At 41.3% G+C, this 24,592-nt stretch carries 24 protein-coding genes; 1 reads left to right on the top strand and 23 read right to left on the bottom strand.

The window, feature by feature from the left end; genetic code table 11:
• Window positions 1-40: 40 nt before the first annotated feature.
• The 22 genes from JT717_RS02330 to JT717_RS02225 all read right to left on the bottom strand — a co-directional run bounded on the left by JT717_RS02330 (window position 41) and on the right by JT717_RS02225 (window position 21,927).
• Window positions 41-805 (bottom strand): FkbM family methyltransferase, encoded by a 765-nt coding sequence (locus JT717_RS02330; protein WP_205508569.1) that lies wholly within the window; start codon window positions 803-805, stop codon window positions 41-43.
• Window positions 806-849: 44 nt separating this feature from the next.
• The gene (locus JT717_RS02325) at window positions 850-1,848 is read right to left on the bottom strand and encodes a glycosyltransferase family protein (protein ID WP_205508568.1); all 999 of its coding nucleotides are present in this window, start codon (window positions 1,846-1,848) and stop codon (window positions 850-852) included.
• A gap of 21 nt (window positions 1,849-1,869) precedes the next feature.
• The gene (locus JT717_RS02320; protein ID WP_205508567.1) at window positions 1,870-2,640 is read right to left on the bottom strand and encodes an FkbM family methyltransferase; all 771 of its coding nucleotides are present in this window, start codon (window positions 2,638-2,640) and stop codon (window positions 1,870-1,872) included.
• Window positions 2,641-2,799: 159 nt separating this feature from the next.
• A complete protein-coding gene (locus JT717_RS02315; RefSeq protein ID WP_205508566.1) occupies window positions 2,800-3,762 on the bottom strand; it encodes a hypothetical protein in 963 nt (320 codons plus the stop codon).
• Window positions 3,763-3,792: 30 nt separating this feature from the next.
• Entirely contained in the window at window positions 3,793-4,749 is a 957-nt protein-coding gene (locus JT717_RS02310; protein WP_205508565.1) for a GNAT family N-acetyltransferase, read from the bottom strand.
• Window positions 4,749-5,402: a class I SAM-dependent methyltransferase gene (locus JT717_RS02305; protein WP_205508564.1), complete on the bottom strand. Its 654-nt coding sequence runs from the start codon at window positions 5,400-5,402 to the stop codon at window positions 4,749-4,751. Before JT717_RS02305 ends, JT717_RS02310 begins: the two co-directional genes overlap by 1 nt.
• Complete coding sequence (locus JT717_RS02300) at window positions 5,402-6,358, bottom strand: CDP-glycerol glycerophosphotransferase family protein (protein WP_205508563.1); 957 nt, start codon at window positions 6,356-6,358, stop codon at window positions 5,402-5,404. Before JT717_RS02300 ends, JT717_RS02305 begins: the two co-directional genes overlap by 1 nt.
• Window positions 6,342-7,646, bottom strand: coding sequence for a DegT/DnrJ/EryC1/StrS family aminotransferase (locus JT717_RS02295; RefSeq protein ID WP_205508562.1), 1,305 nt, complete (start codon window positions 7,644-7,646; stop codon window positions 6,342-6,344). Before JT717_RS02295 ends, JT717_RS02300 begins: the two co-directional genes overlap by 17 nt.
• Before the next feature lie 2 nt (window positions 7,647-7,648).
• Window positions 7,649-8,599, bottom strand: coding sequence for a Gfo/Idh/MocA family protein (locus JT717_RS02290; protein WP_205508561.1), 951 nt, complete (start codon window positions 8,597-8,599; stop codon window positions 7,649-7,651).
• Window positions 8,592-9,302: a pseudaminic acid cytidylyltransferase gene (pseF, locus tag JT717_RS02285; protein WP_205508560.1), complete on the bottom strand. Its 711-nt coding sequence runs from the start codon at window positions 9,300-9,302 to the stop codon at window positions 8,592-8,594. Before pseF ends, JT717_RS02290 begins: the two co-directional genes overlap by 8 nt.
• Window positions 9,302-10,354 carry a pseudaminic acid synthase gene (pseI, locus tag JT717_RS02280; protein ID WP_205508559.1) on the bottom strand — a complete coding sequence of 351 codons (1,053 nt, stop codon included), beginning with the start codon at window positions 10,352-10,354 and terminating at the stop codon, window positions 9,302-9,304. Before pseI ends, pseF begins: the two co-directional genes overlap by 1 nt.
• The gene (locus JT717_RS02275; protein WP_205508558.1) at window positions 10,341-11,219 is read right to left on the bottom strand and encodes a methionyl-tRNA formyltransferase; all 879 of its coding nucleotides are present in this window, start codon (window positions 11,217-11,219) and stop codon (window positions 10,341-10,343) included. The genes pseI and JT717_RS02275 overlap by 14 nt, the downstream gene beginning before the upstream one ends.
• Window positions 11,219-12,226 carry a UDP-2,4-diacetamido-2,4,6-trideoxy-beta-L-altropyranose hydrolase gene (gene pseG / locus JT717_RS02270; protein WP_369411686.1) on the bottom strand — a complete coding sequence of 336 codons (1,008 nt, stop codon included), beginning with the start codon at window positions 12,224-12,226 and terminating at the stop codon, window positions 11,219-11,221. The genes JT717_RS02275 and pseG overlap by 1 nt, the downstream gene beginning before the upstream one ends.
• Before the next feature lie 43 nt (window positions 12,227-12,269).
• Entirely contained in the window at window positions 12,270-13,421 is a 1,152-nt protein-coding gene (gene pseC, locus JT717_RS02265) for a UDP-4-amino-4,6-dideoxy-N-acetyl-beta-L-altrosamine transaminase (protein WP_205508556.1), read from the bottom strand.
• Window positions 13,418-14,431 (bottom strand): UDP-N-acetylglucosamine 4,6-dehydratase (inverting), encoded by a 1,014-nt coding sequence (pseB, locus tag JT717_RS02260; protein WP_205508555.1) that lies wholly within the window; start codon window positions 14,429-14,431, stop codon window positions 13,418-13,420. Before pseB ends, pseC begins: the two co-directional genes overlap by 4 nt.
• A gap of 9 nt (window positions 14,432-14,440) precedes the next feature.
• The gene (locus tag JT717_RS02255; protein ID WP_205508554.1) at window positions 14,441-15,754 is read right to left on the bottom strand and encodes an ABC transporter ATP-binding protein; all 1,314 of its coding nucleotides are present in this window, start codon (window positions 15,752-15,754) and stop codon (window positions 14,441-14,443) included.
• 12 nt (window positions 15,755-15,766) lie between these two features.
• On the bottom strand, window positions 15,767-16,636 hold the full coding sequence (locus JT717_RS02250; protein WP_205508553.1) for an ABC transporter permease: 870 nt from the start codon (window positions 16,634-16,636) through the stop codon (window positions 15,767-15,769).
• Between the two features lie 34 nt (window positions 16,637-16,670).
• Entirely contained in the window at window positions 16,671-17,132 is a 462-nt protein-coding gene (locus JT717_RS28540) for an acyltransferase (protein ID WP_205508552.1), read from the bottom strand.
• Window positions 17,129-18,139, bottom strand: a complete 1,011-nt coding sequence (locus JT717_RS02240) for a Gfo/Idh/MocA family protein (protein WP_205508551.1) — start codon at window positions 18,137-18,139, stop codon at window positions 17,129-17,131. Before JT717_RS02240 ends, JT717_RS28540 begins: the two co-directional genes overlap by 4 nt.
• 35 nt (window positions 18,140-18,174) lie before the next feature.
• Window positions 18,175-20,583 (bottom strand): GumC family protein, encoded by a 2,409-nt coding sequence (locus tag JT717_RS02235; RefSeq protein ID WP_369411677.1) that lies wholly within the window; start codon window positions 20,581-20,583, stop codon window positions 18,175-18,177.
• A gap of 3 nt (window positions 20,584-20,586) precedes the next feature.
• A complete protein-coding gene (locus JT717_RS02230) occupies window positions 20,587-21,393 on the bottom strand; it encodes a polysaccharide biosynthesis/export family protein (RefSeq protein WP_205508549.1) in 807 nt (268 codons plus the stop codon).
• Between the two features lie 24 nt (window positions 21,394-21,417).
• On the bottom strand, window positions 21,418-21,927 hold the full coding sequence (locus JT717_RS02225) for a UpxY family transcription antiterminator (RefSeq protein ID WP_205508548.1): 510 nt from the start codon (window positions 21,925-21,927) through the stop codon (window positions 21,418-21,420).
• Window positions 21,928-22,804: 877 nt separating this feature from the next.
• On the opposite strand from JT717_RS02225, the gene JT717_RS02220 reads away from it, so the two are divergent.
• The gene (locus JT717_RS02220) at window positions 22,805-23,983 is read left to right on the top strand and encodes an acyltransferase family protein (protein WP_205508547.1); all 1,179 of its coding nucleotides are present in this window, start codon (window positions 22,805-22,807) and stop codon (window positions 23,981-23,983) included.
• Window positions 23,984-23,993: 10 nt separating this feature from the next.
• On the opposite strand, the gene JT717_RS02215 is transcribed toward JT717_RS02220, so the two are convergent.
• Window positions 23,994-24,530 (bottom strand): hypothetical protein, encoded by a 537-nt coding sequence (locus JT717_RS02215; protein ID WP_205508546.1) that lies wholly within the window; start codon window positions 24,528-24,530, stop codon window positions 23,994-23,996.
• Window positions 24,531-24,592 lie beyond the last annotated feature (62 nt).

The raw sequence follows: 24,592 nt of genomic DNA, 5'->3' as shown, positions 1-24,592 counted from the left end.
TTTGCTATCGTAAACGACGCGCTCCTTTAATTAGGACATTCTAGAAGATTACAGTTCCATAGTAGGGTAAATCTTCCAACTTTTTTCTTGGATCAAGAAGTTTTACCTGGCGATCATATTTCTTAAGTATTTCTAAAAAGTCATTATAAGTAACATTAAAGCTATTCCAGGCAAAAGGATGCAGTTCGCAAATGAAAGTAATGTCTTTATTCCGCAACAATATTTCACCTGCCCGCAGAATATCTATTTCGGCTCCTTCAGTATCAATCTTTACATAAGTAGGTAAAGGCAACTCCTGAGCAAGGGTATCGAGCGTTTTTGTTTTTACTTCTATAGTATTGCTATCAGAATAGTTCTCGTCTTTAATGATATGCGAGTTGGCATTGCCACCCAAAGCTTGAAAATGCAAGGTTCCGTTATGGTCACTTACCGCCATATCAAAAACAGTTATTCTATTTTGCATTTTATTCAGCCGAATGTTCTTTAGCTGAATTTCACGGGCTACATTATCAGGCTCAAATGAAAAGACCTGATCATTACCTTTTGCTACGGAGGCGGCAAAAATGCTGTAAATGCCATTATGTGCGCCAATATCCCAAAGAACATTATCCGGCTTGAAATTTTGTTCAAAATAATTTATTTGCAACACATCATTCCTTACGACGTCGCTTTCTGAGTTTATATACTTCCTTCGCACAGGGCGGGAGCCAGCTGTAAATAACAGTTTTTTGTTATTAAACAGATATCCTTCCCCATTTCTATATATGATTCCCTTAAAAGCAGCTACAAGGTCGTGGTGATTCATTTAAACGAATTTATACGTGTTCTTCAATAAAGTTGTAACTCAAGTTACCTGTTCTTATAGGTATTCCATTTTCTTTTGAGATAACGCCGTCCTCTTTTGATCAAATTGTCCTGCTTCCTTATTAACCTGTCCCGTTCTTTTTTTACTTCAACGAAATAGCAGGCAATGCCTGCAAAATCCTGGTGCCTGTTTTCCAGCACCAGCTTTGTATATTCTGTAAATAATGGCACTACATCGGGCCGGCTTTCAAACGTAAACCGGTTCTGGTATTTTGAAAGTACGTTGGTTTTGGTAAAAGTATAGCCGCTATAATGAAAAAAAACCAATGGATTCTGCTTGTCATTAACGTAATACTTACCATCTTCCTGGAATACCTTCCGCTCATGTAGGTTCCAATAAGCTATGTTGTGGCCTCTGTGCTTTAATACCAAAACGTTTTCAAAATATATAGGTACGAAGTTTATCCAAAGCTGATCAACAAATAAGCCCCTGTCAAAAGAAACCACACATTCATTCTTTAGTTTGCGGGTCCACCAGTCAAGCATCTTTTCGCCCTCAGCACTTCTTTTTATGGCAATAAAACCGAGATTATAAAGACCGGCATTCAAAATATCGGGCTCGGCCAGCTTCTTGTCGTCATAAATAGGGGTGAAAAAATGGGGGGTCAGAGCGAAATTATTCTCCTTCAACCCATTTTCAAGAACCGTTAATCTATCATATAACATGATATCCGGGTCGAAATATATTACATTTTGGGCAGCGGGATACTTTTTAAAAAGATAGGTGAATACAGATGGTTTTACAGCTGTATTCAATTCAATAATGGTATAGGTGTATACCATGGTCTCAAGGTCCACCACGCCAACGTCCTCGATCTTTACAACTTCATGCGGTTGAAAAAAGTTATAATCTATTTTGTCTGAAAACCGGTCAACGAGCGCAATGACGAATTTATATTCCGGGTGATACTTTTTAATAGAATCGCCAAGGGTTTTCGCCTGCGCCAGGTAATTATTGGAACAAATAGTAAATGCGATGTTCATGTAACGTATGTTGGCAGTGGCTTATGGCCTGTAAGCAAAAATGTTTAATTGCAGGTCGTAAAATGGATCATAATCCCTCCGTAAAAAAGGATGTGGCAGATTGTTCCATGCTTCTTTTATATACACTTTAAATTGCGCCTTCTTTAAAATGGTCAACAAGACATCCAACTCCTGTTCTTTCGACGGGCTGCTGTGATACTCCACAAACAAATTTTTCACATTACCGAGCAGATCAGCACAATCTTTTAACACGTCAACTTCAGGGCCCTCAATATCGATCTTTAAAAAATCTACCTGCTTTGTCAGATAGTCAGCCAGTCTTACGGCAGTAACTTTTATGGTTGGCCGGTTTACATTTGAGATGTCGTCATTCTCATTGATCCGCCCACCCAAAGCGCCATTGGAGGCAAATTCGAGAACTGCATTTTTTGTCCAGATGGCCTTATTCTCAAGCACCACATCATTCAAGGCAAAGCTGCTTACATTAGATTGTAATAAACCATGAATCTGATTGTCTGGTTCGAAAGCTACGATCCTGGCCTTGGGATATAGTGTTTTGAAATAGATCACACTTAAGCCGATATTGGATCCGCAATCCAGGATATAGGGCGTATCGTTTTCTGCCCTGAACTTGTACACCTCTTCTACAAAGATCTCATTCAAAGAATGCAAATACCAAAACGAATCTGTGATCCTGACGGGTTTTCCCCATAATTCAGACTCTGTATAGTTAGCTGTTTTTAATTTGTACAGCCATTGAGTATCAATAAGTCCTTTCGACACAAGGATCATGTCTGAAATTCTTTCAGGAAACAAACGTTTCTTAATCAAGAACTTACTATAGGAATATGCCTGTCTGGCGCGCTTAAACAAATTATACTTTTTATTTCGTGATTATGAAAATAATGTAGTGAGGCTGTATATCATTCGGCATTACTGCAACCACTGCTGCTACTTCTTTCTTTTGATCCTTGTGTTTATAAACTGCCGGAATAATGCCATATACATCAGGGCAGACAATTTAATTCTCCCTATGCCTTCATTTATGCCGAGCTGGTGCAATACAAATTTTCTTTGTTCGTCGGTAATGGTATCCCTAACACCACTGAAGAGAGAATAAATATATTCGCTGCTGTTATGTGCCTTATTGATCTCTTTAATGTTAAAGCTTGACTGGTTATTGACCGATGTCGTTTTATATTCGGGACCATCCCCGTAAAAGAAAAACGGTATACCCATCTCTACTGAGTAAAAAATATACGATCCGATGAAATTTGAAGTCGCATATTTAAAATTCCGAAGGATCGAATAATATCTGTCAGCAAACCTGTAATCATATGGCGTGCCCGCCGTATATACCGGAAGCCCATGCTTTATGAATATATTATGCCTTCCTTTATTAATATCATGGTAGTGAAGTGAAACCGCAATAGGATGATATTGCGGTGGCAGCGCTTTCAAATCAGCGATATATTTCTCAACATCAGAAAAATCATCAATATCTGGTAAAGTGTGGCTGGGATAAGCCAATGTACCTTTGGCCTGAGGGCTTACTTTTATATTTGAATTACGCCTGCAAAAAACAAATGGAGAGAATAAAGTATATGCTTTGGGAGTATAGGCCTTATTCCATTTCGCAACTACTTCAGGCGTGTGAAAAAGCATCGCATATGCATGCCTGAAGTTCAGGTCATATTCAAATACTTCATTAGTAAAACTGGGACCACTATGGTCTGAATATAAAAAAATGGGAAATCGTTTCGGGTAAAAAGCATATTTTCTTAACCATTTGCCAAAGCCATACAGCTCTGTTGTCCAAAATGGCAATGAAGATATGCGGTCATAATAAGGAATGTCGCTATTTGAACATAAACTTCTTAACTCCTGATCTGTCAACCCTTTGTAATCAAACATATAAACTACAATAGTGCTTGTACGTGCTATTTAGATGGATAGTTCAAAATATGATTTGGGAACCGCGTTGAAGCTTATTTTAAAATCGCCCCTGTTGGGTGAATTAATCCCTACAAAATCTACATATTCCAGCCCCATTTCTTTACAATCAAAAATGTTTTTGATCATCAGAAAAGTCGAACTGCCTGAATTTCTGAAGTTAGGGTCATTAGCTCCTATCAGATAATAACCGCACCTGGCGTCATATAAAAACAAGGTAGCATTGGTAACTTCGCCCGCAGCACTCCTGCAAACCAAAATTTTACCATACCTGTTACTGATCGCCGCTTCCGCAATAGACATTAATCGCTTCTGTTCACTTTCCCCGATAGTAATTTCCTGACGCTCAAAAGTCAGGTTGTGCAGGTGATTCAATAACTGGATGTCCTGCGATTCATGGATCGTATATCCTGCTTTCTGCGCTTTTTGATATTCCCTTTTTCTCAATTTTCTGATAGCATCCAGATAAGCTGACTCTGAATGCAATTCATTCAAAGGCAATAACCCGGTATATCGCAGATTACATTTAAATACGCCTTTATCCGGACTGTGGTAATTATGCCATAGGAATGCCCTCGCATCTTCAAACCTCCACGACTGGCATAAGAAAAAATGTTTGAACCTGGCTGTCAGGCTTTCAATAAAAAAGTTTATAACCTCCAGTTCCCAATGGTATTTTGAATGGGCAGGTGCGGCACCCTGATCCGCAAGTATCATCCCCTGAAACTGCGTATACACCATATTATTCAACCGTGGATGTCCGCTTTCATCAAAAAACAAAACCGCGCCTGCTGCTATTTTATGGTCCTCATATACAGTGATGCACTTATAGGGGCTATTTAGTGAATCCAGGAATTTACTATTTAAGAAAATGGAATAATGAGGCGAGGTTACAGCAAAGTTATCCCAGTTTTGCTTCGATTCATCAAAATTAACGTCAAAGCTCATTATTCTTCCGACTTTTCAATTGTTGTATTTAAATCCTGGTCTTTGAACACTACCAGGGTATAATTATAAGGCAAATTATGGTGTAATAAAGTGACTCTCTTCGAAAGGTTTTCAGTGCAATACCTCGCGATCTCAAAAGGATCTATATAAAACATTTTATCATCCTTGAAGTTGACATATGTAGACAATGCGTTGAATGCAATATGGTTGGTGCATAACTCAAACATTTTTGTTACAAAAGCCCTGATCCAATTCATATCCTGTCCCACCATCACATTAAATACACCGCTCATAAGAACATAATCAAATTTCCTGGTTGCTTTGCTCTCCAAAATGTCTACCAACTCTACATTAACGTTTACATATTTAGCTTTCGCCAGGTTTAACAGATTCTCGTTGATATCGTATCCAGTGTATTTTCCCCTGTAACCATTAAAGTTTAAATACTTATACAAATCTGCAGATCCACAACCCACTTCCAGGATCTCTTTCGACGCATCATTATGATCGACATACTTCAACAATTCAGCAAATCGCAGGTACTGCCGCTGCTGATTCGCACACAGCACCGATCTTATATCATCATGATACTGATTAAAAGCCTCGTTATAAATATCATTTGCTTTTTGCTTGATGAGATTGTTCTCAGACATTATAGTGTATTTAATAAATTAACTAAATCGAGATGAGTGGTCACTTTTTTTATATTGTTATACCTGGATTCGTTCAGATAGTCATCACCCTTAAAATTAATAAGCAGCCTGCAGCTTTTAGCACCTAACAAACCTGCTTCAATTAAAATATTGGAAAAGAAACTTACAACTACATCCGAATAATAAATCAACGTGTTTAAGTGAACGAAAGTGAGGACAGTTACTGAAGAGCGATCGGTGTACTTTTCAAACAATTTCAAGTTCTGGTTGGGATGAGGCTTTACAATAATATGAATGTTGTTTTTATTTTCTCCAAGGCAATCAAGTATTGTCTCAAGCGCCATCACTTCATCACATCCGTACTTCTCTTTTCCACCAACATTGGTGAGCGGATCAGGAGCATATAAGATCATTTTCTTTGCAGGATCCAATCCAAGCCCTTCAAAGAATTGCTTTTTACCAACCGATGGTTGCCATTTAGAAATATATTGGTGATAAGGGTTTCCTGTTACAACCAGTAGTTCGGCCGGCAGTCCACTTTGGATTGCTTTATCAAAAGCCGTGTCGTCAATTACAGCAACTGACGAGGGGAAAACCAGCTTGTCATTGAGTTGAAACCGCTCCAGCAATTTCGAGTAATGGTCGACGAATGAACAGGAAAAAATATTTTTAGCTCGTGCCTGTTCAAGGAACCGTAATTCAATGGTAGACGTGTAAGAAGTTCCTGTATAAATGAAATCGGGCTCGAATAAAGCAACCTGTTTTAATTCATCGCCTTCACAATATGGCATTACCTCTACATCAAAATCAGCAAAAAAATCGTACTGCCGGTCTGAAATAATTATTGGCGATACCAGCCCCTGTGATCTCAAGGTATGGGCCATTGCCAATACGGGTTTAGCTCCCCCCGGATCGCTGAAAACAAACAAGCCTTTTCCTTTAAGCGCTGGCAGCAACTTTTAATTCATTTATGTTCTCAGCCACTTTGCGAAATGCGGCTATCACATCGTCTAAATCACTTTTGCTCATCCCCGGCCGCATATATTCATGGGTGAACAGTTCATCGAAGTGCAGCTTTTCAGCGTTCGGGCAAATACCTTTGCTATAATCAACACTGCCTTTGTACTTTTCACAATTGAACGAACAATGGGTAGCTCGTTGTTGATAGAGTGGTTGAAGATATAATGGCTTTACATACCCGGGGCTGATAAGTGGTGTGTCTTCGCGTAATATAGCCGAAGGTATCTCTGCCTTTAATGCATTTATAAATGTGTTGCGATCAACGCCTAAGATTTCCTTTTTATACTTAATAGCCTGAAGGTAATACACATGCTTACTGCTACTTTCCACAAGGGGGGGAGTAAAGCCTTCAATTTTTCCAAATTCAGTGGCCATATAGGCTGCATTCTTCAATCTTTCTTCTATCAGCGCCGGAAGCTTCTTCAATTGCTCAATGCCTACAGCAGCTTCCATCTCTGTCATCCGGTAATTGTAGCCGAATGTATTGTACACATCTTTAATGCCTTTTGGCTCTACAATATTTTCGCCATGATTTCTTATTAAGTAAACCCGTTCGGCGATCTGATCATTGTTAGTGACAACTATGCCACCCTCACCAGTGTGAATATGCTTATGATAATTTAAGCTGAAAATGCCAATATCTCCAATGCTGCCTACATATTTATCCTTATAGGTGGCCATGGGAGCTTGTGCGCAATCCTCGATCACATACAGGTTATGCTTTCTGGCAATAGCCATAATTTCATCCATACGTGCAGGATTACCAAAAATATGCACTACCAAAATGGCTTTTGTTCTCGGTGTTATACACCTTTCTACACTTTCTGGATCGAGCCCATAATTATTATAATCCACATCGGCAAACACCGGAACTGCGCCATAAATTACTGGCGCCAGTGCACTCGCGCTCATGGTGTATGGAGAAACGATCACTTCGTCGCCAGCCTTGATACCCAAAGCGCCAATTGCGGTAAATAAACCACTGGTATTCGAGTTTACACTGATTGCATATTTATTACCGAAAAAACTTGCCCAATCTTTTTCAAATTGTTGAACAGTTGGCCCTCCATAAAAGTCCTTGTGCCAGGCACCCAGGAATTGAGAGAGGTTCCCGCTATCAAGCACCTTCATTACAGCGCGTTTTTCTTCTTCGCCAATCGTATTATAAGCTGGAAATAATTTTGTACGTACCGGTTTGCCTCCGTTGATCGCAAGCTTGGCCATAATTATTGGTTGAGGTATTTTAACATTCGAAGATTCAGATCCACCGATCCGGAAAAATTATCCGTTGTTTCTTTTCCGCTCAGCAATTTATATGCATGCTCAATTACATGTTTCATATAGTCTTTCAAACAATCGTCCTGGGAATACGCATCCTGCATTTGCAATGGCAGGAACCTTCTTTCATCTTTTTCGGCTTTATATATCCGGATGACAGCCCCTGCATTCTTAATAGCGATATAATGATATTCGAAATAAATATCTATTTCAAAAAAACTAAACTTTATATCACTGAGGCCGGTTATAACAATATTGGTTTTTTGCTTGCTCGTAGCCTGTATAGACAGAGTTGGATCATCAGGAAACTGGTCATACACCATGTTGTTTATCTTTATACCCTCCAGCTCCAGCGGATCACCCAGTAGAAAATCAATTGTATCCAACGCATGCCCGCAATTATTTAAGAAGCCACGTTGGTATCTTATAGCTATATTAGTGAGCGATTCTTTCCCGGCAATACCAGCAATAAACTGCTTTAAGGAAGCGAATGCCGGTTGAAATCTCCTGATGTAGTTGACAATGACTTTTGAGTTGACCTGATAGTATAGTTCCTTCAACCTGTATAATTGCCTGCTATCATTTGCTACAGGCTTCTCACAGATCACCAGTTTAATTTCGCGGCTCAATATTTGCTGCAGAAGGTCATAATGTGTACTTGTAGGCGTGCAAACACTAACACAATCAAAGGATGCCAGCGTATCCTTTTCTATTCGCTCTATTACTTCGCAACCATATTTATCACCAACACTCTTCGCCAATTCTTTATCCAGGTCGAATACCGAAAAACTGAACTGATCATGATTATGAAAAGCTTTTGCATGGGTAAGTATCTTATCATTATCCCAATCATACAACGCACCAATATTTCCGCACCCAATCACCAGCGCTTTAAACATGCTCTGATCTTTTCTTGTCCAGCAAAAAGCTATACTTGATCTCCGCTATCTTCCAATCTTCTTCATTGTCTATGTCCTGTACTTCCGATTCCGGCATTTCAACAGGTACGGTGAAATCGGTAAACAGTTTTTTATTCTTCAAAAATGATTCAGTCTTTAAAAAATAAAACTGTCCGCAATCATGAAATGCTGGTGGCAGGTCCTGAGACCGGGTATTCATGTGCTCAGGCCAGTTCATTTTAACCAATCCATTCTCGATCTTAAATGATCTCATGATCGGAAATCCAAACCGCACTATTGGTACTACAGATTCTGCATTGCTCTCAATTAATTTGTCGTATGCGAGTCTTAGCTTTTCCGCTGTAACAAACGGGGCAGTTGGATAAATGCAGCAACAATATTTAAACTCGCGGCCCTGCTTTTTATACGAATCCAACACTTCGTAAATAACATCAGCTGTTGTGGCAAAGTCGCCCGAATTCTCTTTTGATCGCGTAAATGGGACGTTGGCGCCCAGTGATAAAGCAATTTCAGCAATCTCCTTATCATCGGTAGACACCATTACCTCATCGAAGCAACCGGCAAAGCGGGCGGCATCGATGGAATATTTTATGATAGGGCTGCCCAAAAAGTTCTTGATGTTCTTCCGGGGAATTCTTTTGCTTCCGCCCCTGGCAGTTATTATGGCTATACAGTTATTCATTATCCAATTAGATCAAAAGTTAATGCAGTTCCTTTTTTTACATCTTTATTTACCGATTTGCCTAACACAGTTTCAAAATAGCGCGGCGCCATACCTAAACCCGGGCGTATGATCCGGATATTATGGCTACTAAAAGTGTCACCGGCTTTCATATCTTCCACTATATAAATAGAACGTTTAAACGTAAGGCTCTTCTTTTCATCCTCCAGGATGCCATAGGTTACTTTCCCCAATCCCAAAAATGCCCGCTCGGTTTCCTCCACAAGCATTTTGAATTCCTGTGGTTCCATCGAAAATGCAGAATCCACACCACCTTCAGCCCTGCTAATGGTAAAATGTTTTTCTATCACCCGCGCCCCCAGGGCAACTGAAGCCACGGAAACCCCAATGCCGAGGGTATGATCCGATAACCCCACATGACAGTTGAACATCTCAGCCATATGTGGGATCGTAACAACATTGGTATTTTCAGGGGTTGCCGGGTACGTGCTGGTACATTTTAACAGCACCAGGTCACGGCAACCATTGTCCTTTAGCGTTTTTACTGCTATTTCAATATCAGCCAGGGTAGAAATACCCGTTGACATTATAACCGGCTTTCCTGTTCTTGCAACGCGCTTTAACAGGGGCAGGTGATTATTCTCGAAAGAAGCTATCTTATAAGCAGGTGCACCTAATGATTCCAGCAGATCTACCGCCGCATCATCAAATGGAGTGCTGAAACAAATAATCCCCTTTTCTTTAGCGCGGTCGAATAATGCTTTGTGCCAATTCCAGGGCGTATGTGCTTCCTGGTATAGCTCATACAGGTTTCTTCCTTTCCATAATGACGTAGGATCAGAAATAAAGAATTCGTTGTGCGAAACGTCTATTGTCAGGGAATCTGCGGTGTATGTTTGAAGTTTTATTGCATGGGCGCCTGTAGCGGCTGCAGCATCAATAATAGATAAGGCCTTATCGAGAGATTGATTATGGTTACCGCTCATTTCGGCGATAATAAAAGGCTTATGGCTTTCGCCGATTATCGTATTGCCAATTTTAATGTCCTGCATGAAATACGTTGCCAATTTTAAATATTATATGATTCTCCTTTTCAAAATCCACAAGCCTCACTGCTCCATTGGGAGTTTTTACGATTAGCTGGTCTGCATTTAATATCTTACCATTCTGATCGTTTTGGTGAAAACCCGTATTCACGTATTCAATCTTATGAATAATAACTTTTGTATTCTCATAAAAAGTAAACGCCCCGGGATAAGGCCTGGCCTGAGCGCGTACCCAGTTATTGATCTGCTCCTTTTGCCAGTTCCAGTTTATTTCACCATCTAACGGCGTGCGCTTGCCAAAGTAAGTCGCTTCGGCATTATTTTGTTTTACAGGCATGATAGTATGATTTTCTATCATGTCAATGACTTTACTAATGATCGCCGGATACCGCTCGTTGAACTTCTCCAACAGCGTAGCGCCCGTATCGCTGTCATTTATTGTGATCTTCTCCTGAAAAACAATATCTCCTTCATCACATCCTTCAGTGATCAGGTGAGCCGTTATTCCAGTTTCTTTTTCGTTATTGATTATTGCCCACACATGTGGTGTTCGCCCGCGGTATTTAGGCAATAAAGAACCGTGCAGGTTAATCGCATATTTCCTGGCCAGGTTGATAATATCCTTTTCTACGATAAACAAATAGTTGATGGATAGTAATACGTCTACCTTAAATTGTTCAATAAAGGATGCCGCTTTACCATTTCTGGGATTTCCCACGAATAAAGGGATGCCTCCTTTATTACACAGCTCGATGACACCTGTTGAAAATTTGTCGGTAAACACAAAACTTATCCGCTTCGTTTTCAATAAGCGTTCGGTACAAATGGCCCCTAACCTACCACTGGCCAATATTCCAAACTGAAGCTCCATCAGGCCACAAGCATTTTAAATTCATTCAATATTCTTTCACCTGAAACGCCATCGATTGCCACCGCCTGTTTCTGTACAAGGGAAGTAACCAGATGGCGGTCATTCAGCTTCATGAGGTGGTCAGCTATATCCCGTTCAGTTGCGGTATTAAAATCACCTAAAGAAAGGCAACAACCTGCACTTATAAGTTGTTTTAGTATAGCTTCCTGGTTATCGATGACAGTGCCGCTCAGTAAGCCTGCTTTTACACAACAGATCTCCATTGCAATGGAACTGGCAGGGGTAATGGCAATTTCACTCATGTTTATCAGCTCAACCATGCGGTTTGCTGCTATATTTTCTTCGTGTATAATTTTCTTATCTGTAACTGCATTGAGGGTCTTTTTCAGTTCATCCCTGTTGCTGTAAGCACTGCCGGTAACCACCACTATCTGGTTGATAAAATCACATTGCAGAGAGGCGGTAATGGCTTTAATCGTTATATTGAATGGATCGGCGCCTCCCATGCAAATGAAAATAGTATCAATCTTCGTAATAACTTTTTTAACCTGCGCCGCACGTAGATATTCCTTCCGGATTATCGAATAGGGAAAACCGGCTAAAACTTTGGTGTAATTTTCTTTACGGTATTTATCTTTTACTGAGGCATCACCATGATTGATGATAAGGTCAGCATAATAATGCTTGTCTGCCATATCATCTACCATGACCAGCTTTCTTACTTTTGCCTTAAGAAATTGCTGATAAACTTCGTCAAACTGATATCCATCCGTCACTACAATATCATTAGCGAGCAATTTTTCATCCAATACGCTCAACTCTTCTTCAATGGTTGCCGCATTCAACAGTACAAATTTGCAATAACTTTCAATTAATCGAATAAGCGATGGATCAGGTTTGTTAATCATGAACACGCATTCAAAATCGTTTTTCAGCATGTCAATCATTGACAATGAACGAAAAATATGCCCAAGACCTGTTTTGCTATTACCATCTGCACGGAACACCACACGTATTTGGTTACTATCTTTCAAGGCAGTGTACACGTACTTATTTATGAAACTCAATTACGCTGTTGATTACGAATTCCTGCTCTTCCGGCTTTAATGTAGGATACATGGGTAAGCTCAAACATTCCTGATAGTACTGCTCGGCTTCAGGGAATGCACCTTTTTTCCAACCCAGCGATTGATAGTATGGGAGCGTATGTACCGGTATGTAATGCACCTGGCAGAAAATATTCCTTGCGCGGAGAAAATCATATAACTCTTTTCTCTTTGCCGTCCGTATCACATATAAATGATAGGCATGCCCTTCCACTACGCCTGATTGGCCTTTAATAAAGGACCGGTTCTTAAACGCTTCATTGTATACGGAGGCGATGGATCTTCTTTTTTCAAGTCCTTCGTTAGCCCTTTTTAATTGTGAGAGGCCAAGGGCTGCCTGAAAATCGGTCAAACGGTAATTGTAACCCAACTCCTGCATTTCATAATACCAGCCGCCATGATTTTCATGCATGAGCGAAGCATCTTTTGTAATACCATGTGTGCGAAGAAGCAGTAATTTTTTGTACAATGCTTCATTATTGGTAGTGATCATGCCTCCTTCACCACAGGCAATATGTTTTACCGGATGAAAAGAGAATATGGCAAGATCACTGTATATCCCATTGCCACAATATTGTTTCGTACCCTTTGAATCAACGATGTATCCACCCGGCGCATGACAGGAATCTTCAATGATCCATAATCCATGCTGATCGGCCAATTGCCTGAATGATTCGAGGTTTACCGGGTAGCCGGCCAGGTCAACCGGTATTATTCCATGGAAAAAACCTTTCGGTTTTGACTGGATCAGCGCTTCCACTTTCTCTATGTCTAAACAAAACGTATTGGCGTCGATGTCTGCAAAAAACACATTACCGCCGCAATACCTAACGCAATTTGCCGATGCCGCAAAAGTGATAGGCGAAGTGATCACGTTCGTATTTTCACCTGCCTGCATAGCCATGGCAGCCAGGTGTAATGCCGCTGTTCCATTGCTTACCGCGACTGCATATTGACAGCCTATATATTTTGCGAATGCCTTTTCAAATTCCTCGATTGTTGGCCCCTGGGTTAAAAAATCCGACGTCAGTGTGGTGATAACCGCTTCAATATCACTTTCTGTTATGTGCTGCCGTCCGTAAGGAATTGGCTTCATGATGCTACAAAGTTTGAATCAACGTGTTCAACAATTAATGATCTCAATTGGGCAGCAGTAAGCCACTCCGTATTCTCACCTGAATTATACCTGAATCCTACAGGTACTTTCACAGCATTAAACTTTTTAATGTATTCTTCCAACGACCAGTCGTGTGTAAAAGGAAGTATGACGTAATATTTGCCAATATCGTAGGTAAACAATGAGTCAGAAGCAGTGATCATTTCTTCATGCACCTTTTCACCGGGTCTTACACCAATATGTTTATGCTCACAGTTCGGCCCTATTGCTTTCGCCACTTCCATAATACTATAGGAAGGTATCTTTGGAACAAACAGCTCGCCACCCCAGGCATTTTCCAATGCGAATAACACCATTTGCACACCTTCTTTCAATGAGATATTAAATCGCGTCATTTCAGGGTCGGTAATAGGTAATATGCCTGTTTTTTTCTTATTCAGGAAAAACGGAATAACTGAACCGTTAGAACCCATTACATTTCCGTATCGAACAACTGAGAATTTAATGTTATGATTTCCGCGAATATTATTCGCTGCAATAAATAATTTATCAGATACCAGTTTAGTCGCGCCGTACAAATTGATAGGGGCCGCCGCCTTATCTGTTGAAAGGGCTACCACATTTTCTACACCGCATTCCAGCGACGCATGTATTATGTTCTCAGCACCTGTAATATTGGTGCGAATACACTCGTTTGGGTTGTATTCGGCAATGGGCACATGCTTCATAGCTGCTGCATGCACAACTATATCAATGCCATTAAGCGCTCGCTTCACCCTTTCAAAATCCCTTACATCCCCGATGAAAAACCTGATCATAGGATATTTGTCATGGGGATATTCCTGTGCCATTTGGAATTGCTTCTGCTCATCCCTGGAAAATATAACAAGCCTTTTGATATTGGGGTAACGTTCCAGAACGGTCTTTACGAAAGCTTTTCCGAATGACCCCGTACCCCCGGTTATCAGAACCGATTTGTTATTCAACATTTTAAATATTTAATTAAATAAGTTTACTGGAATTGTTTTGCCGTCTGGCATTTGCCATTCATAGTTTATGATCACCGGCGTAGAATCGTTAGCAAGAATTTCAGCATGGTCACTTTCAGCGGCAGACAGATCCTGGATGTTGCTAACAATATTGAAGAACCCAACCTCCTTCGCTTTGGTAAGCCCCGTCCTGCCATCACTGGCTCTGGCACCTATCCATACGGAATATGTTTGTGGCATTAAAGGCAGATTTTTAAATCGGCATGCGATCGTTCCTTTTCCGTTCACTTCTGCCGGCCTTTTGCCATCTATCAGCATGTTGGCTCCGAACAAAGAACCAAACTGGCTTTCCACACCGATCCAGAAATAGGGTTGCTCAAAACGATCTTTTGCGAAGTAATTTATTTCCAGGATCAGATCATCACCTATTTTATAATTCTGTGTGCTTTCTCCAGCCGAGTTCTTGAACGCAACACTTTCAATAACTATACTATCATTCGGATCCTTGAGAATATTATTAAATACTGCAGACGGATTTATGAGGTATTTGGCAATTACATTGTTTACTGGCCCCTGTTGCTCTACTTTACCATGTTGCATCAATATGCCCATGGTGCATAAGCCCCGAACAGCTCCCATGTTATGACTCACAAAGAGCACGGTACGTCCCTGCTGGGTACTCACATCTTTCATTTTGCCCAAACATTTCTTCTGAAACTCAGCATCCCCTACCGCTAACACTTCATCAACAATCAAAATTTCAGATTGCAAATGCGCAGCCACTGCAAATGCCAGCCGCACATACATACCACTGCTATATCTTTTTACAGGGGTATCGATATACCTTTCAACTCCGCTAAAGGCAACTATTTCATCAAATTTGCTTTTTATCTCCGACTTCGTCATGCCGAGTATAGCACCATTCAGGAAAATATTTTCCCGCCCTGATAACTCGGGATGAAAACCGGTTCCCACTTCCAGTAAACTGGCGATCCTACCTTTTAATTTCACTTGACCGGTTGTAGGCGAGGTTGTGCGGCTTAATATTTTAAGCAGGGAGGACTTACCAGCACCATTCCGGCCAATAATACCTACTACTTCACCTTGTTTAATGTCAAAATTAACATCCCTCAACGCCCATACATAATCGCTTTCAGCTTTTTTGGTACGGTCGTTCTCCTCACCTACTTTTAAATATGGATCTTCCTTGCCTCGCAGCTTATACCATAACCGGTTAATATCATGCGCTAAAGAGCCAGTCCCGATCTGCCCCAACCGGTATTGTTTCGAAAGCCCCTCTACTTTTATTACAATATCACTCATGTGCGCATTTATTTAAACTGTATCCATAAAGTTCTTTTCCACCCTGTTGAATACCAGCGTACCCACACCTATTACAAGCACCATAAATACCAGACTGTAAAGAACGCCCTGCATTTCAATAGTGCCTTTACCAAACAGGCAAAAACGGAATGCTTCGGTTATAGATGTCAGGGGATTAATATCGATCAGCCACTTGTACTTTGTCTTTTCCAGGTAAGAGAGCGGATAGGCAACCGGAGTTATATACATACCCAATTGCACCGCAAAAGTGAGTAAAAAGGATAGGTCGCGATATTTCGTAGTAAGCGATGATATGATGATGCCCAGCCCCAGGCCGATTCCTGCCATTACAAAAACAAGTATCGGAATACAAAGCCAGTATAAATTAAAATGTATTGGAACACCTTTAAAAGCGTAAACGATCATAAATACCAGCAACAGGCCGAATTGAATTCCAAAACGCACAATATTCGAGATCACAACCGAAAGCGGTATAACCAGGCGTGGAAAATATACCTTTCCAAATATCGCAGCATTACTGATAAAAGTATTGGAGGTATTAGTAAGGCAGGCAGAGAAATAATTCCAGATGGTTATTCCCGACATGTAGAATAAGACTGGTTCAATTCCATCTGTAGGAATGTTTGCCACCTTTCCAAACAGAAAAAGGAACATTAAGGTTGTAAGCAGGGGTTGAATTACATGCCATACAGGCCCCAGGATCGTTTGTTTGTATTGAGCTACAAAATCGCGGCGTACAAATAACCACATAAGATCCCGGTATCGCCATACTTCCGCCAGGTTGAGCTTGAAAAAGCTGGTTTGGGGTTGCAGCACAATATCAAAATGCTCAGGGGGGGTATTACTCGCAGTCTTACTCATTTACTCTGATCAGATTATCTTAATTGCTTAAATATTATAGTATACGCACCAGCCGCGCCGGGTTGCCGGCATAAATCCCTTTTTTGGTGAGGTCCCTGGTCACAACTGCTCCTGCTCCAATTACAGTTCCTTCACAAATAAACACCGGCAGTATGGTCGCATTCGAACCAATGGAAACATGGTTCTCAATATGTGTGGTTTTCCATTTTGCCCTATCGCCTGCCGGTCTCCCTTCCTTAAACAGATCGTTAATGAACATAACGCCGTGGCCAATAAAGCAATCGTCACCGATTGTTACGCCTTCGCAAATAAAGCTATGAGATTGTATCCGTGTTCTTTTCCCGATAAGTACGTTTTGTTGAATTTCCGTAAAGGGCCCCACAAAGCTATCATCGCTCAGCGTGCATCCATATAAATTTACCGGTTCCACTACCTTCACATTGGCGCCGAAGGTAACGTCTCTCAATTGAGCTCTTAATAAAACGGGTTCATTCATAAACGGGTAGCTGTCTGGTATATCCTTTCTATTATTTCAACAGTTTTCAGGCCTTCTTCGGCCGGAGTGGTTATTGGTGCACGATCATGTAACACGTCCAGTACATTATCATACACCTTGTCATGGTTACTCATTGAGCCTACATAAGTGCCATAGTTATTGGCTATATTACCTGCAGGTAGGTTATCAATACGATAGTCCTTGATATCCTGGTATTCCAACTCATTCAGGTATTGCCCACCGATCTTTACAGTTCCTTTCTCGGCAAACAACGTAAGCGATCCTTCCATATTCTTACTATAGCTGTTCACCGTATAATTCATCGTACCTGTAGCGCCATTCTCAAACTGAAGCAATACCGAACCGGTATCCTCAAATTCAATGATCTGCTGGTGCGCATAATTCGCCAAAACAGCATGCACCTCTTTAATATCTCCAATCATCCAGTAAAGCAGGTCAATGAAATGACTAAATTGTGTATACAGTGTGCCGCCATCCAGTTCCCGGGTACCTTTCCAGGAATTTTTATAATAAGAAGCATCCCGGTTCCAGAAACAGTTCAATTGCAGGCTGAACACCTTTCCCAATCGATTCTCATCCAGTGCCTTTTTAACAGCAACCACCGGTGGATTGTACCTGTTCTGCTTTACAACAAACAATTGCCGGCCACTCTTCCTGGCCACAGCTATCATTTCCGCTGCATCCTTTGCATGCAACGCCATCGGCTTTTCACACAAAACGTGAAAACCCGCCTGCAATGACTGGATGGAATGCTGTGCATGCAACCCGTTGGGTGTACATACAACTATTATATCAAGGTTGCTTTCCTTAAAAAGCAGGTCCGTTATGTTATAGTAGGCACGTGCGCCATACATTTCGGCCATGCTGCTTGCTTTTTCATGAATAACATCACAAACAGCTACCAGTTTGCCCCTTTTGCAGATCTGCTCAGCATGGCGCTGTGCTATTCTTCCACAACCAATAATTGCAAACCGGATCAATGCCATTTTTTTATAATGCAGTCAATGGGGTCATTAACATGTTAACCCTTGGCTTTTTTAGTCTTTTTTCCGCCCAGCCACTTGCGCCAGCCACTTGTTTTCGATTCTCCGTTCTCAAAATAACCTCCATTGGCATCATTCAATCCAAATCCATACCCATAACCATAACCGTAGCCGCCATATCCATAGTATCCACCATATCCGCCCTGCGTATGAATGTCGTTTATAATAATAGACAAATGAGGAAGTTTATTATTCCGGTACAGTTCATCGATCAACTGGATCTGCTTTTTTATTGTATAGCCATGGCGCACTATGTATACTGAAGAATCAGCATAACGCCCAAGGGTAATTGCATCACTCACCAGGCCAACAGGCGCCGTATCAATAATGATAGCATCGAACCGTTTTTTAAGCTCGGTGAACAACTGGTCCACTTTTTCGTTTAACAACATTTCGGCCGGATTAGGCGGTACCGGTCCGCACGGAATTACAAATAAATTATCCGTATCAGGAACCGGATGGATCACTTCCTCCAAATCCAGGCTGCCTACTATATAATTGGTAATGCCTTTTCGCTCATGTAGCCCCAGTCCTTTTAAAATTTTAGGCTTGCGGATGTCAAATTCCAGGATGGCCGTGCGTTTGCCCGACAAAGCCAGCACAGCCCCGAGGTTAGTACTGATAAAAGATTTCCCTTCTCCGCTGAAGGAAGAAGTAACGATCAATACTGGTTTGTCAACTTTTGGTAAAATGTATTGCAGGTTAGAACGCACGATACGGAATTGCTCTGCGATCACTTTACGGTTGTTACGCGTCACCACCAGTGCATTGGCGTGGTCGGCATGGCCAATTTCGCCTAATATAGGGGCATCGGTATTCTGCTGCACATCATGTTTACTTTTCACTTTGTCGTCAAGATATTCGCGAATAAATATAATGCCTACAGGAATGGCAATGCCAATGAAAAGGGCGATGATGTATATCGCTTTTTTATTCGGGCTTATTGGAACTCCTGATTGTATAGCCGATTCAATAACCTTGATATTAGAGATCGTTGAAGCAGAAGCAATGGCTGTTTCCAGCTTTTTTTGCAGCAGGTACTGATACAGTTCCTGTAAAATGCTTTGCTGGCGGGTGACCTCCAGCATTTGCTTTTCTTTTGACGGAATGGAGGTGATCACCCGGTTGGTTTCCTGGTTTTTGCCAGACAACTGCTCCATGATCAATGACTGCGTTTGCTTCACATTCTTCAGTGTCTCAACCATATCCAGCCGCAGCTTCTGAATAGTGGCGTCCATCGTGAGGATGCGCGGGTTATTGGGGCCTGCATTCTTTAACGCAGTTTCCCTTTCCAGCTGAAGTTTGTTGAATTGAGCCGTTTGTTGTAAAAGCGTTGGCTCCTCTATTCCCAAGGTGGAAGGAATGATGTTAAACTGGTTCTTACTGTCAGATAGGTAATTAATCAAATAATCGATCACTTTCAACTTCACCCCCAGCGTAGCCTGCTCTTTTGAATTTTCTGAAGACTCATTTAACGTCAGCTGGGCCTGTACTTCGGGTTTAATTACTTTATTCTTTTCCCGATACTTCTGTAAGTTCTTTTCTACTCCGCCTAATTCCTGGAACACCGTATCGAGTTGTTCATCAATAAACGAAAGTGTTTGGGCGGCAATCTGCTTTTTATCTTCAAGACTGGCCTGCTGATACTCTTTCATATACTGGTTTACGATATCAACACCCTGTTTTGGGTTTTCTGTTACATAAGCCAGGTTCAAAACATTGGTGATCTCATTTGTACGAACCACATTAATGCCGCCGCTTAAACCGGGCGCCAGATTTTCAGCCGGTTGCCAACTCACCAGAAAGTCATGGCTTGCAAATGTGCGGTAATCTTTTCCGTTCGGCGTGATCCGAAAACTGAAGGTAGGGAAGGTGATAGTTTCACCAAAGTAGTGTTTTTGCGGTTTTTCATCCAACAGGAACTGGTTGTTTCCAATGAACGTCACCAGCACATTAAATCCATTGCTTGAATCTACTTGCGATAAAATATCGAAATTGAATGGTACGTCTCCTGAATGAACTACCGAAGAGCGGATCTTTCCCTGATTATAAACCTGTTTCTGCAAACCCAGTGAACGTATTACCCGCATGGCCATACTCCGCGACTTTATGATCTCTATTTCATCGTTCAGCTTGTTGTTAGCCGCCTGCATGCTGAAAATGTCATCAAACTTATCTCTGCCACCATACGGTGCCTGGCTGGTTACAAGAAGTTTACTGGCTACGCTGTAGACAGGTGTTGAATAGCGCAGCTTTATATAAGCTCCCACCAATGCCAGGGAAATAGAAATCACTATCCAGGGCAAATACCGTATATACCGGAAAATAATTTCTCGCGGGCTAATTGCCTGCTTAGGTCGAAAATTCGATTTTATTTCTTCTGCCATAGGTTATCTTCTAAAGAGGCTTATAAATACTGCGGTGATAGATAGTAAGGTAGCACCCAATGATACATATTGAAATGTATTCTGATTGTTCACCGCTGCCTTGATCTTTCCGGGCTCTACCACCACCATATCATTTTGTTGCAGATAATAATAGGGAGACAAAAACACATTAGGGTCTTGTAGATTGAGCCGGCCAAAGGTTCGAACACCATTGATTTCCCTTATCACAAGCACATTATCCCTTCGCCCGGAAATGGTAATGTCGCCTGCAAGGCCGATTGCTTCAAATGCGCTGATCTTATCCGTAGGAACTGTAAACGGACCAGGCCTGGTAACCTCCCCGATGACCGTAATTTTATAGTTCAAAAAGCGAACTTCCACATAAGGGTTCTTCAGCAGATCTAACTTCGTATAATAGTATTCAAGCGTATCGGCCAGTTGCTCTTTGGTCATTCCTTCTACATGCAGTCTTTCCAGTTTATATAACTGCAGATCGCCTTTTTGATCAACGAGATAGCCAGCGGCCGCATTAGCTGATATATTACTTGGACTACTTTCAGCCGAAAGTGTTAACGGAGAAGCACTTCCGCCAACCTGTCGGGTTACCGCCGCTGTCGCCAACGGGTCATCACTGTACACAGTAATGTTGAGCAAATCACCCTTTTGTATTACAGGTTCAGGCACCTGCACTTTGCTTATGCGTGCCGTATCAAAAGATCCCTGCAAATATTGAAAGTTCTTTACGTTACTACAAGAAGTAGCGATCATTATAACGCAAAAAGAAAATATTACAAGCTGGAGGTATTTCATATTGAATTGAGGTTAGGTAATGGTCTATTTTTCAAGAACTACAATTTTTGATTTATCAATATAAGCCGAAAGAACAAACCCAATACTTTCAATTACAACTTCTACTGTTTTGTGCAACACCTTTTTAACAGTGCCTTCCTTACCCATTAAAATTCCACTTTGCACCATTACCTTTTTACCGGCTTTGATATCAACAGGACGCACCTCCACATCGTGATGCTCATTCAGAAATTTCTTAATCGTCAGAATTTCCTTTTCTTTAATAATGGCCGGCTTTCCTAACCAGTAAATAAAGTTCACCACGCCACTTGTCATACGCACCTGCGTTTTTTCATCTTCATTCACTTTTACAAACACATAGGATTTGAACAGCGGCTCATCAACCAGTTTGATGCGATCACTCCACTTGCGATGCACCTTATTCAGCGGGCAATAACTTTCAATGCCTTTTTCCTCCAAAAGCTTATGCACCTTTTTCTCCCAGCGGGGCCGGGTATAAATGGCAAACCATTTTTTTGATGTTGCTGTAGCCATAAAGCACTAAAAGACCAGGTCTAAAAAAAAGCAAACGTGATTGAAATTAGATAAGAAAAAGGTGCAAACACAGCGCCGGAACTGTGCATAGCTTCGCCTCGTCAGTCACAGAATCTTTTTCCATAACTGATTGGTTAAAAGCCACTTAAACCATATCAACTCATCAGTAGGCACAAAAATAAAGGGCATAATGAGCCACTTCGATGAAGTACTCTTTATACCCTTCCACTTTCAAATATATTTAGCGTAACAATTAGCTCGTCCACAGGAATTCTTTCCATGTTTTTATTCTAAAGCATGGAAGTTTTAACCATTCGGTACTTCCATTGGCAAAAGCCTGCAAATGCTACCTGAACGGGTGCAAATATAGGTGTTTTTTAATGTGTATAAACATGTGCAAAAAAACTTAAACCCTTATTTTTCAACTAAAAATGCCTTTTTCTCAGTCCCAATCATTTATCAATAATTGAAAAACCACATTAAAGCGGGAACCCTACACTTTTTAACCCTGCCTGCTAGCAAATGCCGCAAGGTAAATTAATCATTTCAATAAACAGTTTTTCAACAGCTGTAAAAGCAGGTATTATTTATTAACCTAATAAATAAGTAATAAACCGCAGAAAACCGGTTATTTCCGTCAGTTAAGCATTATCTGCAAAGGAATTTTAACCAAGGGAAATCTCCTGTTTGCGAGCCCTGCTTACTCATATTTTCATGCCAAAAAACGCCTATAAAAGATTAAATATTGTAGTTCACGAAGACCAACACCTGTTGCAGAAAACCGCCCACCGTTTACAGCTACAGAAATGCCCGCTTTGCCGGCAAGCTATTGTTTACTGTTAACAGGTTCCTTATCTTTCCTTTTAAATGTAATTCATTGCAGAAACGCTTCTATTCCCTTGATGTTTTCCGGGGCGCTACGGTTGCTTTCATGATACTGGTAAATAACCCCGGCAGCTGGTCGAACCTTTATGCACCGCTGGCACATGCGCCCTGGCATGGTTGCACCCCTACCGACCTGGTTTTTCCTTTCTTTTTGTTTGCTGTCGGCAATGCCCTGGCATTTGTAATGCCCCGGTTACAAGAAGCAGGAACGGCGGCCTTCCTTAAAAAAGTGATCACCCGCACCCTGTTGATATTTCTCATTGGGTTCTTTCTGAACTGGTCGCCCTTTGTGCGGTGGCACGATGAGCAATTAGTGTTTAAAGCATGGGAATATACAGATGCAAACAATAACATTATCGGCATCCGCATAATGGGAGTACTGCAACGTATTGCCTTAAGTTATTTCTTCGCCTCCCTGATCATTTACTTCTTTAAAATACGAGGCGCTTTTGTCGCTGCCGTTGTACTCCTACTGGCATACTGGATGCTTTGTTTGCTTTTCGGAAATCCGGCCGACCCATACAGCCTGAACGGTTACTTTGGCCTGCAGGTAGACAAAAGCATTCTCGGCGATGCGCATATGTATCGTGGCGAAGGCTTGGCATTTGATCCGGAAGGAATTACCAGTACGCTCACGGCCATTGTGCAGGTCATCTTCGGTTATTTCGTGGGCTTTTATATTCAACAAAAGGGAAAGAATTTCGAAATGCTGTCGCACCTCTTTGTAGCCGGTTGCTTACTGATCTTTACCGGCCTGGTGTGGGATATGGTTTTCCCTATCAATAAAAAAATATGGACAAGCTCCTACGTATTGTACACGACCGGGCTGGCCATCCTGGTACTTTCGTTATGTATATTCCTGATCGAGTTTAAAGAAGCGAAAGGCGCCTGGAGCCGCTTTTTTGATGTATTCGGAAAAAATGCCCTCTTTATATTCTTCCTAAGCGGATTTTTGCCACGGGTCATTGCACTTTTTCGCTGGGTTGACCATATTGATGAGGAAGGAAAAAAAGTGTATACCAGTGCATTGCCCTGGTTCTACCAACACATTTGCAAACCCATTTCGCCAAACCTGAAAAATGGTTCCTTGCTTTATGCCATTTGTATGATCGCCTTTTACTGGATGATCGTTTATGTAATGGACAAGAAGAAGATCTATATCAAGGTATAATATTGTTACGTCATAACGTTATTTTCCGTAGCAATCTGAACACCCCGCAAACCGCTATATACAACACCGACAGGATCACTATGGAAAATTTTGTGGTGGCCATGTCGTAAGCCAGCAATACCGACCAGTGCGTAGCTGTTCCCTGCAAACTTTTTAACATGGCAATATTTTCAACAACATCACAAATGCCTGCAACTATTAACAGGTAGGTAAAAAACTTGCCAGTCCGCATTAATATCTCATGGCCGCTTAAGCGGCCAAAATAAATACAGGCCACTGACAAACCCGAAGTATATAGAACAATAAACAGAAAGTCGATATAAATGCCAATGATGGCATGGTTCAGTTTACCATGTGTTTCCCATTCCTGAATGATCCTTTCTGCCACCGAAAGCTCCTTGGCCAGTTCAAAGCGAACTATTTCGTTCGTAGCGAGGGGCTGCATATACCATTTGGAGGCGATAATAAAAAAGCAGTTGATGGCCAATAATACCCAGAACCAGCGTTGCAAATTGGTGGGAGTCGCAAACGAAAGTTGTTGTTTCATTGCTGCATATGTTTTGTTCGCAGGCAATCCTGTATTTAGGCGAAACTGCCTGTTTGAAATAG

Source organism: Longitalea arenae, assembly GCF_016924755.1.
GTDB lineage: Bacteria > Bacteroidota > Bacteroidia > Chitinophagales > Chitinophagaceae > Niastella > Niastella arenae.
Note: the sequence above shows the minus strand (reverse complement) of the source record. Positions and strands in the feature narration are given on the sequence as shown.

What these genes read in the sequence shown, in the direction of transcription:
- JT717_RS02330 (WP_205508569.1), bottom strand. Translation starts at nt 805, where the DNA reads ATGAATCACCACGACCTTGTAGCTGCTTTTAAGGGAATCATATATAGA.
- JT717_RS02325 (WP_205508568.1), bottom strand. Translation starts at nt 1,848, where the DNA reads ATGAACATCGCATTTACTATTTGTTCCAATAATTACCTGGCGCAGGCG.
- JT717_RS02320 (WP_205508567.1), bottom strand. Translation starts at nt 2,640, where the DNA reads ATGATCCTTGTGTCGAAAGGACTTATTGATACTCAATGGCTGTACAAA.
- JT717_RS02315 (WP_205508566.1), bottom strand. Translation starts at nt 3,762, where the DNA reads ATGTTTGATTACAAAGGGTTGACAGATCAGGAGTTAAGAAGTTTATGT.
- JT717_RS02310 (WP_205508565.1), bottom strand. Translation starts at nt 4,749, where the DNA reads ATGAGCTTTGACGTTAATTTTGATGAATCGAAGCAAAACTGGGATAAC.
- JT717_RS02305 (WP_205508564.1), bottom strand. Translation starts at nt 5,402, where the DNA reads ATGTCTGAGAACAATCTCATCAAGCAAAAAGCAAATGATATTTATAAC.
- JT717_RS02295 (WP_205508562.1), bottom strand. Translation starts at nt 7,646, where the DNA reads ATGGCCAAGCTTGCGATCAACGGAGGCAAACCGGTACGTACAAAATTA.
- JT717_RS02290 (WP_205508561.1), bottom strand. Translation starts at nt 8,599, where the DNA reads ATGTTTAAAGCGCTGGTGATTGGGTGCGGAAATATTGGTGCGTTGTAT.
- pseF (WP_205508560.1), bottom strand. Translation starts at nt 9,302, where the DNA reads ATGAATAACTGTATAGCCATAATAACTGCCAGGGGCGGAAGCAAAAGA.
- pseI (WP_205508559.1), bottom strand. Translation starts at nt 10,354, where the DNA reads ATGCAGGACATTAAAATTGGCAATACGATAATCGGCGAAAGCCATAAG.
- JT717_RS02275 (WP_205508558.1), bottom strand. Translation starts at nt 11,219, where the DNA reads ATGGAGCTTCAGTTTGGAATATTGGCCAGTGGTAGGTTAGGGGCCATT.
- pseC (WP_205508556.1), bottom strand. Translation starts at nt 13,421, where the DNA reads ATGAAGCCAATTCCTTACGGACGGCAGCACATAACAGAAAGTGATATT.
- pseB (WP_205508555.1), bottom strand. Translation starts at nt 14,431, where the DNA reads ATGTTGAATAACAAATCGGTTCTGATAACCGGGGGTACGGGGTCATTC.
- JT717_RS02255 (WP_205508554.1), bottom strand. Translation starts at nt 15,754, where the DNA reads ATGAGTGATATTGTAATAAAAGTAGAGGGGCTTTCGAAACAATACCGG.
- JT717_RS02250 (WP_205508553.1), bottom strand. Translation starts at nt 16,636, where the DNA reads ATGAGTAAGACTGCGAGTAATACCCCCCCTGAGCATTTTGATATTGTG.
- JT717_RS28540 (WP_205508552.1), bottom strand. Translation starts at nt 17,132, where the DNA reads ATGAATGAACCCGTTTTATTAAGAGCTCAATTGAGAGACGTTACCTTC.
- JT717_RS02240 (WP_205508551.1), bottom strand. Translation starts at nt 18,139, where the DNA reads ATGGCATTGATCCGGTTTGCAATTATTGGTTGTGGAAGAATAGCACAG.
- JT717_RS02235 (WP_369411677.1), bottom strand. Translation starts at nt 20,583, where the DNA reads ATGGCAGAAGAAATAAAATCGAATTTTCGACCTAAGCAGGCAATTAGC.
- JT717_RS02230 (WP_205508549.1), bottom strand. Translation starts at nt 21,393, where the DNA reads ATGAAATACCTCCAGCTTGTAATATTTTCTTTTTGCGTTATAATGATC.
- JT717_RS02225 (WP_205508548.1), bottom strand. Translation starts at nt 21,927, where the DNA reads ATGGCTACAGCAACATCAAAAAAATGGTTTGCCATTTATACCCGGCCC.
- JT717_RS02215 (WP_205508546.1), bottom strand. Translation starts at nt 24,530, where the DNA reads ATGAAACAACAACTTTCGTTTGCGACTCCCACCAATTTGCAACGCTGG.